The organism is uncultured Lentibacter sp. (assembly GCF_937123735.1).
Lineage (GTDB): Bacteria > Pseudomonadota > Alphaproteobacteria > Rhodobacterales > Rhodobacteraceae > Lentibacter.
This window is the reverse complement of sequence record NZ_CAKZKL010000017.1, coordinates 59,774-76,699: the sequence shown is the minus strand read 5'-3', so window position 1 is coordinate 76,699 and position 16,926 is coordinate 59,774. Positions and strand designations below refer to the sequence as shown.

Below are 16,926 nucleotides of genomic sequence, written 5' to 3'. Positions count from 1 at the left end.
GCGCGGTAGGGTGCGCATTCACTGCGCACCTTTGGCTGCCTCTTATTCCTCATCCTCCGCATCCAGGAGTTCCATGTTCAGGCCAAGGCCGCGGACTTCTTTGACGAGCACGTTAAAGCTCTCCGGCACACCGGCCTCAAAGTTGTCTTCACCCTTCACGATGCTCTCATAGACTTTCGTCCGCCCAGCAACGTCATCCGACTTCACAGTCAGCATCTCTTGCAGGGTATAGGCCGCGCCATAAGCTTCAAGCGCCCAGACTTCCATTTCACCAAAGCGCTGGCCACCGAACTGGGCCTTACCGCCCAGAGGTTGCTGCGTGACAAGGCTGTATGGCCCTGTCGAGCGCGCGTGGATCTTGTCATCCACAAGGTGGTGCAGCTTGAGCAGATACTTGATGCCAACCGTCACAGGGCGGGCAAACTGCTCGCCTGTGCGGCCATCAAACAGAACCGACTGACCCGAGGTGTCAAAGCCCGCGCGTGTCAGCGCATCGTTCACATCGGCCTCTTTCGCACCGTCAAAAACCGGTGTCGCAATCGGCACACCGCGGGTCACGTTGCCCGCCGCCTCCACGAGCGCCTCCGCGTCCATGCCTTCGATACCCTCGGCATAAACATCCTCGCCATAGGCGTGCTTCATCGCGTCGCGCACAGGTGTGAGATCACCCGAGCGACGGTATTCGCCAAGCGCATCATCAATCTTGAGGCCAAGGCCGCGTGCCGCCCAACCCATGTGGGTTTCAAGGATCTGACCAACGTTCATCCGTGACGGAACGCCGAGCGGGTTGAGGCAGAAGTCAACCGGCGTGCCATCGGCGAGGAACGGCATGTCTTCCATCGGCACAACCTTGGAAATAACACCTTTGTTCCCGTGACGACCGGCCATCTTGTCGCCGGGCTGAAGCTTGCGCTTCACCGCCACGAAGACCTTGACCATCTTCATCACACCGGGTGGCAAATCATCGCCACGGCGCACTTTCTCGACCTTGTCTTCAAAGCGGGCATCCAGCGTGCGCTTTTGCGCCTCATACTGCTCATGCAGCGCTTCCACGATCTGGGCGTTCTGCTCGTCCTTCAGAGCGATCATCCACCAAGCCGAGCGCGGATAGGTCTCCAGCATCTCTGCATCCACCTTGGAACCGGCTTTCACCCCTTTGGGGCCCTTGGCCACTTCCTTGCCAAGCAGCATATCACCAAGGCGCGCATAGATGTTGCGGTCCAGAATGGCGAGCTCGTCGTCGCGGTCGCGCGCAAGACGCTCCACTTCTTCGCGCTCGATCTGAAGCGCACGCTCGTCTTTTTCCACACCATGGCGGTTAAAGACGCGCACTTCCACAACCGTGCCAAAATCACCCGGCTTCACGCGCAAGCTTGTGTCGCGCACGTCCGAGGCCTTCTCGCCAAAGATGGCGCGCAGAAGCTTTTCTTCCGGCGTCATCGGGCTTTCGCCCTTCGGCGTGATCTTGCCCACCAGAATGTCACCCGGCTCCACATCGGCACCAATGTAAACGATGCCCGCCTCGTCGAGGTTGCGCAGCGCTTCTTCGCCCACGTTGGGAATATCACGGGTGATCTCTTCTGGCCCAAGCTTCGTGTCGCGTGCCGCGACTTCGAATTCCTCGATGTGGATCGACGTGAACACGTCATCCTGAGAAATCCGCTCCGAAATCAGAATGGAGTCTTCGTAGTTGTAGCCATTCCACGGCATAAACGCGACAACCACGTTCTTGCCAAGCGCGAGCTCGCCAATGTCCGTTGACGGACCATCGGCAATAATCTCGCCCTTCTGAACCGTGTCACCCACCTTCACCAAGGGGCGCTGGTTGATACAGGTGTTCTGGTTGGAGCGCTGGAATTTGCGCATCCGGTAAATGTCCACACCCGCGTCCCCAAGCTCAAGGTCGTGCGTGGCGCGAATAACGATCCGCTGCGCATCCACCTGGTCGATAATGCCCGCGCGCTTGGCCTGAATGGCCGCACCGGAGTCAATCGCAACCTTGCCCTCAATGCCGGTGCCAACAAGCGGCGCCTCGGCCTGCAAGAGCGGCACAGCCTGACGTTGCATGTTCGAGCCCATAAGAGCGCGGTTGGCGTCGTCGTTTTCAAGGAACGGGATGAGCGAGGCCGCAACAGACACCAACTGCTTGGGCGAGACGTCAATCAGATCGACATTCTCATTCGGCGCAAGCGTATATTCGCCCGATTGGCGCGTGCTGACCAGATCATTCACAAACTTGCCGTTCTCGTCGAGATTGGCGTTCGCCTGTGCCACAACATGGCGCATCTCTTCGGTGGCAGACATGTAAGACACATCATCCGTCACCTTGCCGTCCACAACCTTGCGGTAAGGGGTTTCGATAAAGCCGTATTTGTTCACCCGGGCAAATGTCGCCAGCGAGTTGATCAGGCCAATGTTCGGGCCTTCCGGTGTCTCGATCGGGCACATCCGGCCGTAATGGGTCGGATGAACGTCGCGCACCTCAAAGCCCGCACGTTCGCGTGTGAGGCCACCTGGCCCAAGCGCGGAGAGGCGGCGCTTGTGAGTCACTTCCGAAAGCGGGTTGGTCTGGTCCATGAACTGCGACAACTGGCTGGAACCGAAGAACTCGCGCACCGCGGCTGCGGCTGGCTTGGCGTTGATCAGATCCTGCGGCATCACCGTGTCAATCTCGACCGATGACATGCGCTCCTTGATCGCACGCTCCATGCGCAAAAGGCCCACGCGATACTGGTTTTCCATCAGCTCGCCGACCGAGCGCACACGGCGGTTGCCGAGGTGGTCGATGTCGTCGATGTCGCCCCGGCCATCGCGCAGCATCACCAGTGCCTTGATGCAGGAGATGATGTCTTCGCGGCGCAGGGTGCGCAGCGTGTCCGGCGCATCCAGATCCAGACGCATGTTCATCTTGACCCGGCCAACGGCAGACAGGTCGTAGCGCTCGGAATCAAAGAACAAGGTGTCAAACAGGTTTGACGCCGCTTCCACGGTGGGCGGCTCGCCCGGGCGCATGACACGGTAAATGTCCATGAGCGCGGTTTCGCGGTTCATGTTCTTGTCCTGCGCCATCGTGTTGCGCATGTAGGGGCCGACATTGATGTTGTCGATGTCCAGAACCGGGATCTCGGTGAAGCCCGCATCCATCAGCTCTTTCAAAGAACCGCCGATCACGTCGCCGTCCTTGTCGCGCTCGAATGTCAGCTCGTCGCCGGCCTCGATGTAAATCGCGCCGGTTTCCTCATTGATGATATCCTTGGCAACAAACTTGCCTTCGATCTGCTCAAACGGCAACAAAAGCTCTGTCACGGTGCCTTCGTCGATCAGCTTCTTGACCGCGCGCGGGGTGACTTTCTTACCCGCCTCCGCGATCACTTCGCCGGTCTTGGCGTCAACCAAATCAAAAGTGGGGCGGGTGCCGCGCACACGCTCGGGGAAGAACTTGGTGACCCAACCTTTTTTCTTCTTCAGCGTGTAAGTGACCGTGTCGTAATAGGCATCCATGATGCCTTCCTGATCCAGACCAAGCGCATAAAGCAGCGTGGTGACAGGCAGCTTGCGGCGGCGGTCAATCCGCGAGAAGACAATGTCTTTCGCGTCAAATTCAAAGTCCAGCCAAGAGCCGCGATAGGGAATGATCCGGCAGGCAAAGAGCAGCTTGCCCGAAGAATGCGTCTTGCCCTTGTCGTGGTCAAAGAACACACCCGGCGAGCGGTGCATCTGCGAAACGATAACCCGCTCGGTGCCGTTCACCACAAATGTGCCATTCGGTGTCATCAGGGGCATATCGCCCATGAACACGTCCTGCTCCTTGATGTCCTTGACCGATTTCGCGCCCGTGTCCTCGTCCACATCAAACACGATCAGACGCAGCTTCACCTTGAGCGGTGCAGCATAGGTCATATCGCGCTGCTGACATTCCTCGACATCATACTTGGGCTCTTCCAGCTCGTAATCAACGAACTCCAGAACAGAGGTCTCATGGAAGTCCTTGATCGGGAAAACCGACTGAAAGACCCCCTTGATGCCCTCGCCGTCAAGCGGCTGGGGCGCATCGCCGGAATTGAGGAAGAGATCGTAAGAAGATTTCTGAACCTCAATCAGGTTCGGCATCTCCAGAACTTCACGGATTTTTCCGAAGTATTTACGAAGACGTTTTTGGCCAAGGAAAGTTTGCGCCATGGTCGAGTTCACCTTTTCATTTCTCACCGAAAACAAGCACCGTCGGGTCCCGGCCTTGTTCCCATACGAGACAGCACGCTTCGGTCAATTCCCGGCTCCATTCCCATTGGAGCCTCCCGACCATGAACCGCGCCTAAGAAAACGCCTCCGCTCAGAGGCCCTTGCTAAGACAGGTTCGGCTGGGCACGGATTTCTCCCCGCCCAGCCTGAAGGTGCGCATGAATGCACACCCTACAGGTTCCCGTAGGGTGTGCGCTCTGCGCGCACCGCTTACTTGAGTTCGACTTCCGCGCCAGCTGCTTCGAGCTTGGCTTTGATGTCTTCTGCTTCTGCTTTGTCGACGCCTTCTTTGACAGCTTTGCCGCCAGCTTCGACGAGGTCTTTGGCTTCTTTCAGACCGAGGCCTGTGATGCCGCGAACTTCTTTGATCACGTTGATCTTTGACGCGCCGGCAGACACGAGAATTACGTTGAATTCTGTTTGCTCTTCAGCCGCTGCGCCGCCGCCTGCATCCGCAGGGCCCGCCATCATGACTGCGCCACCGGCTGCAGGCTCGATGCCGTATTCGTCTTTCAGGATCGTTTTCAGTTCTTGTGCTTCCAAAAGCGTCAGCGCGACGATTTCTTCTGCGAGTTTTTTCAGATCAGCCATTTTACTTGCTTTCCGTTTCTAAATTTGTGTTCCAACGATGAGGTCTTTGCCCCACGCCAGCCGATGGGTTGCTTTACGCCGCCTTCTCTTCGATGGTCGAAAGGATGGAAGCGATATTTGAAGCAGGTGCGCCAATGGCACCGGCGATGTTGCTTGCAGGCGCGCCGATCATGCCCGCGATGGTAGCCAGAAGCTCCTCGCGTGAAGGCAGTTTCGACACGGCTGTCACACCAGCACGGTCCAGGATGTCGCCGCTCATGGCCCCGCCAAGGATCTGGAACTTGTCATTCCCCTTGGCAAAATCTTCGGCAACCTTGGCCGCAGCCACAGGATCCTCGGAATAGGTCAGAACGGTCATGCCTGTCAGGAGGTCACCCATCTCAGAGATAGGCGTTCCTTCCAGAGCGATTTTGGCGAGCCTGTTCTTGGCGACGCGTACGGCCCCCCCTGCGTCGCTTGCGCGCGCACGAAGGTCCTGCATCTCAGCAACTGTAAGGCCAGCGTAGTGTGCAACCACAACAACGCCAGAGCTTTCAAAGATCTGGCCGAGTTCCTCGACCACTTTCTCTTTCTGGGCTCTATCCACAGTTTCACTCCAAATTTGGGGGTCGCCCCCCGGCTCAGTTCTGCCAGCCGTTGAAAGGGCTGGCACTCATGTCCGATTACGGGGCAGAGCCAAAATCACCCGAGGAACTCCCCAGCTAATCTTAGGTTTCCCGTCTCAGGCAGGAGATTAAGACAGGCCAAAGCGCCTGCCACCCACCGTCTTGGACGAATGCAAAACAGCGCACGACGAATCGCACGCTGGCTCACAGAGCTTCACCTAGAGCGCATTGGCCCCAAACACAAGGGCCGATCCCCCGGTTTGAGCCTCATCCGCCAGCATTCTGTCCTCGCGCAACGGATTTGCCTCCGCTCCGCCCCCGCGCCCATAGGCGTGCCCGGCATAAACCGCCGCCGCAATCAGCCCCGGCGCGTGGCAATCTCCAATCGGCGTCACCCGCGCCAGCCCCGCATCCGCCCAGTCGCCCGCCCGCGCGGCAAGCGCCTGAAAAAGCCCGTCGTTGGGCCGCCGCGCCGTAACCGAAACAAGCGTGTCACAGGCCAGAAACCGCCGCGCACCGCTATAAACACAGGCCAGTTCAAGCTGCCCCGCGCCGTAGCCCGCCAACCCGTGCAGCGGCACAATCGTGACCCCCAAAGCCATCAGACGGCGCTGGATGCGCGCCTGCTCCAGCGTGTGATCGGCCCAAGGCGCCACCACCGCCGCCGGAGTCACAAAGCTCACCCGGTTGCCCTGCGCCACCGCCACCTCAGCCAGCACACTGGCCATGTAAAAGCGGTCGTCATCAAAAATAACCACATCCCCCGTGCGCCCGGCCAGCGCCCCCCCCATCACATCATCCGGCGTCAAGACCGGCGCATCCGCCAAAAAGCCCAGTGGCTTGCGGTGCATCCGCCCCGCCCCATCGCGCCGCCAGCTGGCCCCTGTCGCCAAGGCCACATGGGCAATGCCGTAATCCAAAATATCTGCGGCCTCCAAAGGGCTGTCCAGATAAAGCTGCACATTGGCCAAACCCTGCAACTGCCCCATGCGCCAGTCGCGCACCCGTGCCCACTCGGCCAGGCCCGGCAGGCGGCTCTCAAGGCTCACACGCCCGCCCCAGGCTCGGCGCGCCTCCGCCACGATCACCTCATGCCCGGCTTTCGCCAGCACATGCGCCGCCTCCAGCCCCGCTGGCCCGCCACCCACAATCAGATGTTGCTCAACAGGCCCCGCGCGGGTGATGACCTCCGGATGCCAGCCGCGCCGCCACTCCTCAGACGTCGTCGGGTTCTGCGTGCAGCGCATCGGCACACAGGTGTTGTCCCCCGAGACACAAATATTACACCCGATACATTCGCGAATATCCTCAAGCCGCCCCTCCGCAATCTTCTTTGGCAGGAACGGGTCCGCAATCGAAGGCCGCGCGCCCCCGATCAGGTCCAGATGCCCCTGGCGCACCAGGCGCACCATGCTGTCAGGCGAGGTGTAGCGCCCCACCCCGACAACCGGCTTGCGCGTCACACGCTTTACAAAGCGCGTGTAGTCCTCCTGATACCCCTCCTTGGCAAAGCGCGAGGTCTGGCTGTCGTTGGACCAGTCCGACAGGTTCACGTCCCACAGGTCCGGCTCATCCGCCAGCGCTGTGATAATGTCGCGCGCCTCCACATCATGGCGCAGCCCCTCAGCCCCCAAGAGCTCGTCCACCGCCAGCCGCACCGCCACGGCACAGCTGTCACCCACCGCCTCACGCGTGTCGGCCAAAACTTCGCGAAACAGCCGCAAGCGGTTCTCGAAACTGCCGCCATATTCGTCCGAACGCTGGTTGTGGCGCTCCAGAAGAAAATGCTGAAGCAAGGTCATGTCATGGCCCGCATAGACATAGACAATATCAAAGCCGGCGCGCTTGGCACGTTTGGCAGCCTGCACATGCCACTGGCGGAACGCCCGAATATCGGCCTTATCCATGGCCCGCGCCTGCACCGGGTCGTCACTGTCCACAACAACGGCACTGGGGGCCAGCGGCGTCAGGCGCGTGTAGCGGTTGGAGGCGTGCAGCCCGTTGTGCGCCAGCTGGATCGCGGCGAGGCTGCCATGGGCATGAACCGCCTCTGTCATGAGCTGAAGCGCCGGAATGTCCTTGTCGTCCCACAGCCGCGCCTCATTGGCGGGGGTGATGTCGGAGGTCGCATGGATCTCCGCTTCCTGCGTGCACACAACCCCCCAACCGCCCTCGGCCTTCAGGCCGCGGTGCGCCGCCTCCGAGCGCGGATAGCGGTGCCCCATCCCCGTGCAATGGGGCACCTGATAAAAGCGGTTGCGGGTTGTCACCGGGCCGATACGCACCGGCTCAAACAAAACATCATAGCGCGCATCACGCATCTCAGGGCCTCCCAATTCGCTGGCGACACCTCACATCAAAGCCCGCAGGGCCACAAGCCCGAATGGCCGGTCCCGCCGCCAAAACGCAAAAGAGCGCCCCCGCAGGAGCGCTCTTTCGTGTCTGTTGCGCTTTGCGAGATCACTCAGCGACAGCATTGTCCACGTTGATGCTCACGCCCGGACCCATTGTCGAGCTCAGCGAGATCTTCTTGAGATAGGCGCCTTTTGAACCTGACGGACGGGCCTTTGAAACGGCGTTTACAAAGGCGCGCACGTTTTCAGCCAGTTTCGTGTCGTCAAAGGAGATCTTGCCGATGCCCGCGTGAATAACGCCGGCTTTTTCGACCTTGAACTGCACTTCACCGCCCTTGGCCGCTTTCACGGCGTCGGCCACATCCATGGTCACCGTGCCAACCTTGGGGTTCGGCATCAGGTTGCGCGGGCCGAGCACTTTGCCCAGACGGCCCACAACCGGCATCATGTCAGGTGTCGCAATGCAGCGATCAAAGTCGATCTTACCGCCCTGGACGATCTCCATGAGGTCTTCCGCGCCGACAATGTCCGCGCCGGCCGCTGTCGCTTCGTCGGCCTTGGGGCCACGGGCAAAAACAGCCACGCGCACGTCCTTGCCGGTGCCGTTTGGCAGGCCGACAACGCCGCGCACCATCTGGTCGGCGTGGCGGGGGTCAACCCCGAGGTTCATGGCGATTTCGAGTGTCTCGTCGAACTTCGCATTGGCATGTGCCTTGATCAGGGCCACCGCGTCTTCAACAGACAGGTCTTCCTTGCCGACAAAAGCGTCGCGTGCCGCAGCTGTGCGTTTTCCAATCTTGCCCATCTTACTTCACCTCGATGCCCATGGAGCGTGCCGAGCCCATGATGATCTTCATCGCGGCTTCCACGTCGTTTGCGTTCAGGTCTTTCCACTTGGCTTCCGCGATTTCGCGCAGCTGCTTGGGGCTGACAGAGCCAACAGTCTCACGGCCGGGCAGCTTTGCACCCGAGTTGAGGCCAGCGGCCTTGCGCAGATAATAAGACGCAGGCGGCGTCTTGATATCCATCGTGAAGGACTTGTCCTGATAATATGTGATCACGGTGGGGCAAGGCGCACCTGGCTCCATATCCTGCGTCTTGGCGTTGAACGCCTTGCAGAATTCCATGATGTTGATCCCGCGCTGACCCAGCGCCGGCCCGACGGGCGGGCTCGGGTTTGCTTGTCCTGCGGGCACTTGCAGCTTCATCTTGCCTGCGAGCTTCTTGGCCATTGGCCTTCTCCTTTTCCAACCCCCTCCAGACGCGTCTGTCAGGGCTTCACGCACGAGGACCCCCCGTGCTCGTTGTGTGGTCCGGTCCGGCGGCCGCGGCCGCCTCGCCTCCCACGCTCTCACATGGCGGGGTGCCCCGCCACATCCTGTGGGGTGGGTCTCAACCCACCGTCATTCTTTTGTGCGCATCTTGCACACCTTCCGGCCGTAGGGTGCGCAATCTCTGCGCACCATTATCTCTGCCATCTCTGCGTGCGCAATCTCTGCGCACCGCCGTCTCTGCGTGCGCAATCTCTGCGCACCATGCTATCAGCCTTGCTTGGTCACCTGCGTAAACTCCAGCTCCACAGGCGTCTCACGTCCAAAGATGCTGACCATAACCTTGAGGCGCTGGTTGTCGTCATCCACTTCCTCAACCATGCCGTCAAAGTCTTCAAACGGCCCGTCGTTGACCTTGACCTTCTCGCCGATATCAAAGCTGAACATAAGCTTGGGCGCGTCCTCGCCCTCTTGCACGCGGTTGAGGATCTGGTTCACCTCCGCATCGCGCATCGGCATGGGCCGCCCCTGCGGGCCCAAAAAGCCGGTCACCCGGTTGATCGAGGTGATCAGATGATAGCCCTTGTCGCTCATCTCCATGTGCACCAGCACATAGCCCGGCATAAAGCGGCGCTCGGCCGTCACCTTCTTGCCACGGCGCACTTCGATCACTTCTTCCGTCGGCACCAGAACCTCGTCAATCTGGTCCTCAAGCCCCTGCTCGATGACCTGCTGTCTGATCTGCTCGGCAATCTTCTTCTCGAAATTCGAGAGAACGCTAACCGAATACCACCGTTTTGCCATGGCTGTGCCCGTTCCTAACTTTGCCCACGCCTGCGCGCGGTCTCTTCACCCTGCCCGGGCCTGTGCCCAAGCGCCCGACATAAAAAAGCGGCGAACAACTCGAATCGCTGCTCACCATGTCGGGATTTGCAGCCGAGTTACAGTGCATGGGCCGCAGGTTCAAGCCCTCACCCCAAAACAAAACGGCCCCGCAAACCGCAGGGCCGTGTGCTGGCCTGTGTGCTGAGCTGTGTGCTGGGCCGTGTCCGAAGCCACGCCCAGAGCAAAGCCCGGCGCCTTGGCTTTGGCGCTCAGCCAAATACGTTCAAAACCGCCTGCAAACCATTGCGAATGAGAATATCCACAATCGCAAAAAACACCGCCGTCAAACTCGCCATGATAAAGACCATCACAGTCGTCAGCAAAACCTCCCGGCGCGTTGGCCAAACGATCTTGGAAACTTCTGCGCGGGTCTGCTGGATAAACTGAAGCGGGTTGGTGCGGGCCATATCGGGTTCGTCTTTCTATCTAACTTGCGCTCACTTACGCATAAGCCCCCTCAAATTCAAGGGCCATTCGCCTATTCCGCCGCCGTGCGCTGCCGATGCAGCCGCTCAAACGGGTCTGCCTCGGGCAGCTGTGCGCCCTCGCGGGCCAGATCGCGCGCCGAACGGCCCAGATCCGGCGTGTAAACCCCGTCCGAAATCCGTGCCGGCAAGCGCGCCAGAAGCCCGTCAAGCCGGTCAGCCGCCGCCTGAAGCCGCAGCACTACCCGTGCCGCACTGGCCGGCCAGCGCCGCTGGTAAGCCTGGCACGCAAGCGCAAAAACCTCGCTGACCCGCGCCGAGCCCAACACCAGAAAACCAATCAACACAAGCCACAGCGCCATGAACAAAAGAACCGGCACCAACCAGGGCTTGGCCCAAATCACCACAACCGCAGCCCCAAACGCCACAAGCCGGATGCGCCTGCGCAGCCGGCCCCGGGGCACGGGTGTGGCGTCTGGTTGCGCAGCGCGCCTTGGGCGCACAGCCCGCTTGAGAGGCCATGCAAGCCGCGCCCCAAACCAGCGATGCAACCCGCCTGCGCCGGGGCGTCGCTCTCTGCGCCACCGGGCCCGCCAGGCGCTGGGCCCGCGCACCAGCCAAAGCGGCAAGCGCATCCCCAAACGATAGGGCCGCAGGTCCTCCACCTCGCCAAGCTCGCCCATCTCAGGCGGCAACGGCTGGCCACGCTGGCGCGGGACGCCCTTCAAGGTCAGAGGCTGTGGCACAGCAAAGCCCCCCGCAGGCGCAGCCCCTGCGGAGTCCTCTACCTCCACTCCGCGCGCCTGTTGCGCCGCAACATACCGCGCCTCCGTTTCCACCAGAAGGCGCACAATATCCAGCGTCGCATCATCCTGCGCCGAGCATGGCGTGCTCTGTGCCTTGCCCGAAGGCTCGCCAAGCGTCATCGCTCGTCTCTCACTCATCTGTGCCCGGCCACCCTAGGCCGGGATGCTGGCCCCATCGCGGCCAAATTATGTCAATCTCGCGAAACCCGCGCACAGCCCCGCACAGAGCCGCGCAGAGCGGCCCGGGGCGGCTTGGAGCCGCTTGGAGCCGTCTGGAACCGTTTGCGGCCGCGCCCGCAACGGCCGCAAAACTCTTTCACCTGTGAACTTCCTGCGCTAATCTTCCCGCAAAGGAGCCCCCATGTCCGATCTTCTCGCCCGCCGCCGCGCCCTTCTGGGGCCAAATGTGCCACTTTTTTACAAAGAGCCCGTCCATATCCTGCGCGGTGAGGGCGTCTGGCTTTGGGATGCGCAGGGCAAGCGCTATCTGGATTGCTACAACAACGTCGCCCATGTCGGGCACTGCCACCCCCGCGTGGTGGAGGCCATCAGCCGTCAGGCCGCCACGCTCAACACCCACACGCGGTATCTGCATGACGGCATCCTTGAGTACGCCGAGCGGCTCACAGCCAAGATGGCGCCCAGCCTCTCCACCCTGTTGCTCACCTGCACCGGCTCGGAGGCCAATGATGTCGCCCTGCGCATGGCCGAAGCCATGACAGGCAAACGCGGCATCATCGCCACAGATGCCACCTACCATGGCAACACCGCCCTGGTGAGCCAGCTCTCCCGCAGCAATATCCCGCAAGTGGGTTTCGGGCTGGACAGCTACATCCGCCACATCCCCGCGCCCGACAGCTACCGCAGTCCCGATCCGGCCGGCACCGCCTTCGCCGCCCACCTGCAAGCCGCGATCGACGATCTGGAGGCCGCAGGCCATGGCTTTGCCGCGCTCGTCCTCTGCCCTTTCTTTGTCAACGAAGGCTTCCCCGACCTGCCCAAGGGCTGGCTGGCCCAGGCCGAGGCGGTGGTGCGCGCCGCCGGGGGGCTGCTCATCTGCGATGAGGTCCAGCCCGGCTTTGGCCGCCTGGGCCAAGATTACTGGGGCTACGCGCGCCAGGGGCTGAGCCCGGATATTGTCACCCTCGGCAAGCCCATGGCCAACGGCCATCCGGTGGGTGGCGTGGTCACGCGGCCCGATGTCATGGCCGCCTTTCGCGACGCCTTTCGCTATTTCAACACATTCGCCGGGAACCCGGTGTCATGCGCAGCGGCGCTGGCGGTGCTTGATGTCTTGGAGGCCGAAGCCTTGCCCGACAGGGCCGCCCGTGTCGGGGCCTATGCGCAAGAGCGGCTGGCCGAATTGATGAGCAGGCACGCCTGCATCGGCGATGTGCGCGGCGCGGGGATGCTTTTTGGCGCCGAGCTGGTCACAAGCCGCGACACCAAGGCCCCGGACACCGCACTGGCGACAGCGGTGTTCAACGAGATGCGCCAGCGTGGATTTTTGCTCTCCAGCCTCGGGCGCCATAAGAACACTCTCAAAATTCGCCCGCCACTGCCCTTTGAGGAAGCCCATGCCGACCAGCTCTTTGAAGCGCTGGACAGCGTGCTCACCCGGCTGGCCCCGTCCTGACAGACCGCGGCACAGACCGCGGCGCATCACGCGCCCGGCCCTGCGCCTCGCGGCCAGCCTCGCAGTGCGCCGCGCAACCGGCCTCGCAATGCGCTTCACCGTGGGCCCGACTGCGCGTCTAACCGTGGGTCTGACTGTGCGTCTAACGGTGCGTCTAACTGTGCGTCTGGCTATGCGCCTCACGACACGTCGTCCCCTGCGCCTCACTGCACGCCTGATCAGCAGGCGCACCCCCGGCTTGGCGACAGGCCTCACCGCACTCCTCGCCACGCACCTCACCGCACACCTCGCTGCGCGCGCCGCAGCCGGTCTCGTCTCCTGCCGCGCAACCGGCCTCATGTCCAGCGTCACAGCCCTCAGCCCCCGCAGGCGCGCGCAGCTCTGCGCCGGCCTCTCCCGAGGCCTCGCAAGCCAGGTTTGTAGCCTCATACCCCGCCGCCTGTCCGGCCGCCTGTCCGGCCACCTGTCTGGCCGCCTGTCCGGCCTCGCTGAGTGCCAGGGTTCCCGCCGTGTCATCCGGCGGCCGGCCCTCCTCTTTTCGGCGCAGCGGCGTGGCGGTGCGCGGCTCCGCCGCCGTCTCGCGGCGCATGTCCTCGCAGAAGAACCGGTGTTGCGCGCGCCCGGCATTCTTGGAGGCATAGAGCGCAATATCCGCATCTGACAGCATCCCCCCCGCCTCCGGCTCCGCATAATTATGCGAGAGCACCGTGCCACAGCTGGCCGAAATCTGGCAGACATCCTCGCCAAAAGGCATCGGCACCTCGAGCTTTTCAATGATCCGCGCGGCCACACGGCTCAGCGCGCTGCGCGCGGTCAGCCCATCGAACAAGATGACAAATTCATCCCCACCAACCCGTGCCACCGTGTCTTCCTCGCGGGTTTCCTCGACCATGATGCGCGCCACATTCTGCAAAACATAATCTCCGGCCGCATGGCCCAGCCGGTCGTTCACCGCCTTGAAGAAATCAAGGTCGATCTGCATCAGCGCAAACCCGCGCCCCTGGCGGATGAGCCGGGCCAGCACATGGTCCATGGCGCGGCGGTTCTTCAGCCCGGTCAATGTGTCGGTAAAGGCCTGTTCCTCCGCCGCAATCATCGCCCCTTGCAAACGCAGGTTGAGCTTGCGCGACGCCTCCATGGCCGCCGATTTCGCCTCCACCAGATAGAGCATCTCAATCGCCAGGTCCGTGGCGGCAAAATCCGAGCTCACCAGCGCATAGTCGCGCACCGCATCCATCAGCGAAATCCCGAAGCCAAGGTTCACAACGGCCCCACGCCCCCCCTCAAGCGGCGTGAGCACCCCTTTCAGGGCCGTTTCCGGCGGCACGCGAAACCGCAGATGCAGCTTCACACCGGCGTTTTGCAACAGGTCGCGCATCGACCCGACACGGCGGGGTCGGCGCAACTCAAAAACCTCCAAAAACCGCGCCCCAAGCAGCTTCGAGCCGGGCCGCAGCTTCTGCAAACTGGCCCCCGCATGGCAAATATGCCCCGTCTCATCCAAAACCAGATGCATCGGGCAAAACGCATCCAACACCTGCTCAAGACAGGCTTGCTGCACCAGTGTCCGCCCCCGCTTCATCCCGCACGCGCCCCCAGATCAAAGCCGCGCCCTTCGGCGAAGGCCGCCTCGATGAGCTGGATGTCAATCCGCTCCTCGCCCGGCCCGCGGGCCATATAGTCCAACAGCACAAGCGCCCCGTAATCATCTGCCATGCCGCGCAAAACCCCCATGAGCACCGCCCCAAAACCGGTGATCTTGGCGCGCACCGTGAGGCTGAAACGGTCGCTCCCGTGCTCCTCAAGCTCCAGCTGCGGCAGCACAAGATCATCCACCGCCAGGCGCGCCCGATCGGGCAAATCATCCAGAGAATGCAAAAATTCCACGAAATCGACCCCCCCAAAGCGCAGCAGCCGGCGCATGGACTCGGTCTTCTCATGGCTCACAAGATAGGCGCCAATATCTTCCAGCAACGCCTCCTGTGGCAGCCCAAGCGCCTCTGCCGCCGCTTGCAACACCCGCTCGGTGAGCTGCGCATCATAGCTCAGCATCGCCTCAAAATCGTCAAATCCCAACTGCGCCTGCTGGGCCACGTCGCGCCAAAAATCCGCGCCCCGCGTGTCGCTCACAAACGCCTGGATGGTCCTGTTAATCAGCCCGTGCATCGGTTGCTCATCTCTTGTTTCAAGCAGAATGCACGCTGCGGGTTAACAGGCCCTCAATGTTGTCAATTGTAAGGAAAAAACAGCCCGTCGCCCAGCGACATCACGTTGCGGTTGAGCGGCACAATGGCAAACTCTCCCGCCATCACCTGCTCAAACAGCCCCTCCGGCACCGCCTGCCGCCGCCCCGCATCATCAAAGGCAGCGCTCGGCTGCACCAGCACAAAGCGGCCCTCTGCGCGCAGCGCAAACACCCGCTCAGAGCCGCGGGTCACAACAAGCCCGCGCTCGGCTGCAAACGGGTCACTGCCCTGCGCAAGGGGCACAAAAACACAGGTTTCAAGCGCCGCCTCCGGGCAGGCCCGCGCCAGGGCCAACAGCGCCGCCCCCTCCATGCGCGCCAAAAGCGCTTCCAATGGTGCGCCCTCGGGGCGGCGGGCCATGCGGGCCGCCAGAAGCGGGCGCAGCGCCGCCGCTTGCACAGCGCCGTCCTCTTGTTCAAACTGCCAACGCGCGCCGGCTGTCCGGGCCTGCGCAATCCGCGCCTGAAGCGCCGCATCGCCGCCCTCATCCAGCTGATGGAGCGCCGCCTGCCCGGCCTTGCCCCAGCGCTGCGCCATCTCATAGAGCGGCAGCTCCTCGGGCGTGCTGGCACCAGCCTCAAACCGCGCCAGCTGGCTCCTGGCCGAAAGCGCCTCCGCATTGATCAGAGGGCTCAGCCACAAGACCGCCCCACCCCAAACCGCCAGAGCCATCCGCAGGTTGGTCTGGCGCAAGCGCCCCTGCCAGCCGCTGCCCCGCAGCACAGCCCAAAAATAACTCCCCGCATAGCCCAGCAAAAACAAGGCGCTGTAAGCCGCCATCAGCCGCCGCGGGGTCAGCCCATAGGCGTCAACCCGCAGCCAGATCGCATAGGCCGCCAGCCCGACAAGCACCGGCAACAACAGCGCCATCAGCTGCGCAGACAGGCGCATCAGCCGGCTCTGGGCTGCCGCCGCATCATCCCGGTCAAGGGCCGTGCTCACAAGCGTCAGCCCGCCAAAGGCCACCGCCATCAAAACGCCTGCGCTGGACAGCCCGCCAAACAGCTCCGAAAGCCCGCGCACCGGCAAAGCGGCGATAAACACCAGCACAACCGCGAGCATCAGCGGCAAAAGCATCCGCAACAACCGGTGCACCAACACCGGCGAAACATAGCCCCGCAGCTCGTGCACCGTGGCCACACCCAGCCCGAAAACAGCCCCCGCAAGCGTGTAGCGCAGCCAGACATGCTCCAGCAATTGCGCAATCGCCTCAATTCCAACCAGCTTGAGAAGCGCATCCGACAACAGCAGCGCCAAAAAGATGAGGCCGGCAAAAAGCCCGCCCGCAACATAGCGGATAAAGATCGCCCAGGCGCTGTCAAACAGCCGCGCATAGCTGCGCCAGCCCGCCGGGGCTTCCAGCTGGGCCGCGGCAAAAGGCGTGCCCAACAGGCCCAGCACACACAGCGCCAAAAGCGGATGCAGCGCTTGAACGGTCGCATCAACGGTTGCAAAGCGCACCCCGGCGCCATAGGCCAACACACCACAAACAAGGGCCAGCCCGAGCGAAGGCAAAATCGCCCGCGCCGGGCGCTCGGGGCCCACAAGCGCCATCAGAACCGTGAAGAAGACCCCGGTTGTCACCGTGAGCGCGAACAGCAAGAGCCCCTCACCCACAAGATCGGGCAAATACTCAAACAGCGCCCAAAGGCTCAGCCCTGCAAAGGCTCCGATTCCCGCCAGCTCAAACCTGTCATTCATCACCCGTCTCCTTTGAGCAGAGTCTAGGCGCTTGTGCCTCTGGCGAAAAGCCAAAACCCGCCGCCGGGCCTGCGCTGTTGCCACCAGGCACTTGGCCCCGCGCGCTTGGCCCTGTCCGCTTTGCCCTGCGCGCTTGGCCCTGTCCGCTTTGCCCTGCGCACGCTGCC

Annotated in this window: 13 protein-coding genes; 1 reads left to right on the top strand and 12 read right to left on the bottom strand. The window is 62.3% G+C overall.

Annotation, left to right across the window (positions count from 1 at the left end):
- Window positions 1–42: 42 nt before the first annotated feature.
- The 9 genes from rpoB to Q0478_RS05000 all read right to left on the bottom strand — a co-directional run bounded on the left by rpoB (window position 43) and on the right by Q0478_RS05000 (window position 11,314).
- Window positions 43–4,179 carry a DNA-directed RNA polymerase subunit beta gene (rpoB, locus tag Q0478_RS05040; protein WP_298676818.1) on the bottom strand — a complete coding sequence of 1,379 codons (4,137 nt, stop codon included), beginning with the start codon at window positions 4,177–4,179 and terminating at the stop codon, window positions 43–45.
- A 270-nt stretch (window positions 4,180–4,449) separates the two neighbouring features.
- Complete coding sequence (rplL, locus tag Q0478_RS05035) at window positions 4,450–4,830, bottom strand: 50S ribosomal protein L7/L12 (protein ID WP_298676816.1); 381 nt, start codon at window positions 4,828–4,830, stop codon at window positions 4,450–4,452.
- A 73-nt stretch (window positions 4,831–4,903) separates the two neighbouring features.
- Window positions 4,904–5,416, bottom strand: coding sequence for a 50S ribosomal protein L10 (gene rplJ, locus Q0478_RS05030; protein WP_298676814.1), 513 nt, complete (start codon window positions 5,414–5,416; stop codon window positions 4,904–4,906).
- 237 nt (window positions 5,417–5,653) lie between these two features.
- Entirely contained in the window at window positions 5,654–7,756 is a 2,103-nt protein-coding gene (locus Q0478_RS05025) for an NAD(P)-binding protein (protein ID WP_298676812.1), read from the bottom strand.
- A 139-nt stretch (window positions 7,757–7,895) separates the two neighbouring features.
- Window positions 7,896–8,594, bottom strand: a complete 699-nt coding sequence (gene rplA, locus Q0478_RS05020; RefSeq protein WP_298676810.1) for a 50S ribosomal protein L1 — start codon at window positions 8,592–8,594, stop codon at window positions 7,896–7,898.
- 1 nt (window position 8,595) lies between these two features.
- Window positions 8,596–9,021 (bottom strand): 50S ribosomal protein L11, encoded by a 426-nt coding sequence (gene rplK / locus Q0478_RS05015; RefSeq protein WP_298676808.1) that lies wholly within the window; start codon window positions 9,019–9,021, stop codon window positions 8,596–8,598.
- Window positions 9,022–9,330: 309 nt separating this feature from the next.
- Window positions 9,331–9,864: a transcription termination/antitermination protein NusG gene (nusG, locus tag Q0478_RS05010; protein ID WP_298676807.1), complete on the bottom strand. Its 534-nt coding sequence runs from the start codon at window positions 9,862–9,864 to the stop codon at window positions 9,331–9,333.
- A 290-nt stretch (window positions 9,865–10,154) separates the two neighbouring features.
- Complete coding sequence (gene secE, locus Q0478_RS05005) at window positions 10,155–10,352, bottom strand: preprotein translocase subunit SecE (RefSeq protein WP_298676805.1); 198 nt, start codon at window positions 10,350–10,352, stop codon at window positions 10,155–10,157.
- Window positions 10,353–10,423: 71 nt separating this feature from the next.
- Window positions 10,424–11,314 (bottom strand): hypothetical protein, encoded by an 891-nt coding sequence (locus Q0478_RS05000; protein WP_298676804.1) that lies wholly within the window; start codon window positions 11,312–11,314, stop codon window positions 10,424–10,426.
- A gap of 223 nt (window positions 11,315–11,537) precedes the next feature.
- Between Q0478_RS05000 and Q0478_RS04995 the strand changes: the two genes are divergently transcribed.
- Window positions 11,538–12,812 carry an aminotransferase class III-fold pyridoxal phosphate-dependent enzyme gene (locus tag Q0478_RS04995; protein ID WP_298676802.1) on the top strand — a complete coding sequence of 425 codons (1,275 nt, stop codon included), beginning with the start codon at window positions 11,538–11,540 and terminating at the stop codon, window positions 12,810–12,812.
- Window positions 12,813–12,966: 154 nt separating this feature from the next.
- Here Q0478_RS04995 and Q0478_RS04990 read toward each other — a convergent pair whose 3' ends face one another.
- The 3 genes from Q0478_RS04990 to Q0478_RS04980 all read right to left on the bottom strand — a co-directional run bounded on the left by Q0478_RS04990 (window position 12,967) and on the right by Q0478_RS04980 (window position 16,759).
- Window positions 12,967–14,373, bottom strand: coding sequence for a diguanylate cyclase (locus tag Q0478_RS04990; RefSeq protein ID WP_366914888.1), 1,407 nt, complete (start codon window positions 14,371–14,373; stop codon window positions 12,967–12,969).
- Between the two features lie 17 nt (window positions 14,374–14,390).
- Window positions 14,391–14,978 (bottom strand): heme NO-binding domain-containing protein, encoded by a 588-nt coding sequence (locus Q0478_RS04985; RefSeq protein WP_298676801.1) that lies wholly within the window; start codon window positions 14,976–14,978, stop codon window positions 14,391–14,393.
- A 62-nt stretch (window positions 14,979–15,040) separates the two neighbouring features.
- Entirely contained in the window at window positions 15,041–16,759 is a 1,719-nt protein-coding gene (locus tag Q0478_RS04980) for a DUF4153 domain-containing protein (RefSeq protein WP_298676800.1), read from the bottom strand.
- Window positions 16,760–16,926 lie beyond the last annotated feature (167 nt).

Coding starts and splice junctions, on each gene's coding strand:
- nusG (WP_298676807.1), bottom strand. CDS start 9,864: ATGGCAAAACGGTGGTATTCGGTTAGCGTTCTCTCGAATTTCGAGAAG.
- Q0478_RS05000 (WP_298676804.1), bottom strand. CDS start 11,314: ATGAGTGAGAGACGAGCGATGACGCTTGGCGAGCCTTCGGGCAAGGCA.
- Q0478_RS05025 (WP_298676812.1), bottom strand. CDS start 7,756: ATGCGTGATGCGCGCTATGATGTTTTGTTTGAGCCGGTGCGTATCGGC.
- Q0478_RS04995 (WP_298676802.1), top strand. CDS start 11,538: ATGTCCGATCTTCTCGCCCGCCGCCGCGCCCTTCTGGGGCCAAATGTG.
- Q0478_RS04980 (WP_298676800.1), bottom strand. CDS start 16,759: ATGAATGACAGGTTTGAGCTGGCGGGAATCGGAGCCTTTGCAGGGCTG.
- rplA (WP_298676810.1), bottom strand. CDS start 8,594: ATGGGCAAGATTGGAAAACGCACAGCTGCGGCACGCGACGCTTTTGTC.
- rplL (WP_298676816.1), bottom strand. CDS start 4,830: ATGGCTGATCTGAAAAAACTCGCAGAAGAAATCGTCGCGCTGACGCTT.
- secE (WP_298676805.1), bottom strand. CDS start 10,352: ATGGCCCGCACCAACCCGCTTCAGTTTATCCAGCAGACCCGCGCAGAA.
- rpoB (WP_298676818.1), bottom strand. CDS start 4,179: ATGGCGCAAACTTTCCTTGGCCAAAAACGTCTTCGTAAATACTTCGGA.
- rplK (WP_298676808.1), bottom strand. CDS start 9,021: ATGGCCAAGAAGCTCGCAGGCAAGATGAAGCTGCAAGTGCCCGCAGGA.
- Q0478_RS04985 (WP_298676801.1), bottom strand. CDS start 14,978: ATGCACGGGCTGATTAACAGGACCATCCAGGCGTTTGTGAGCGACACG.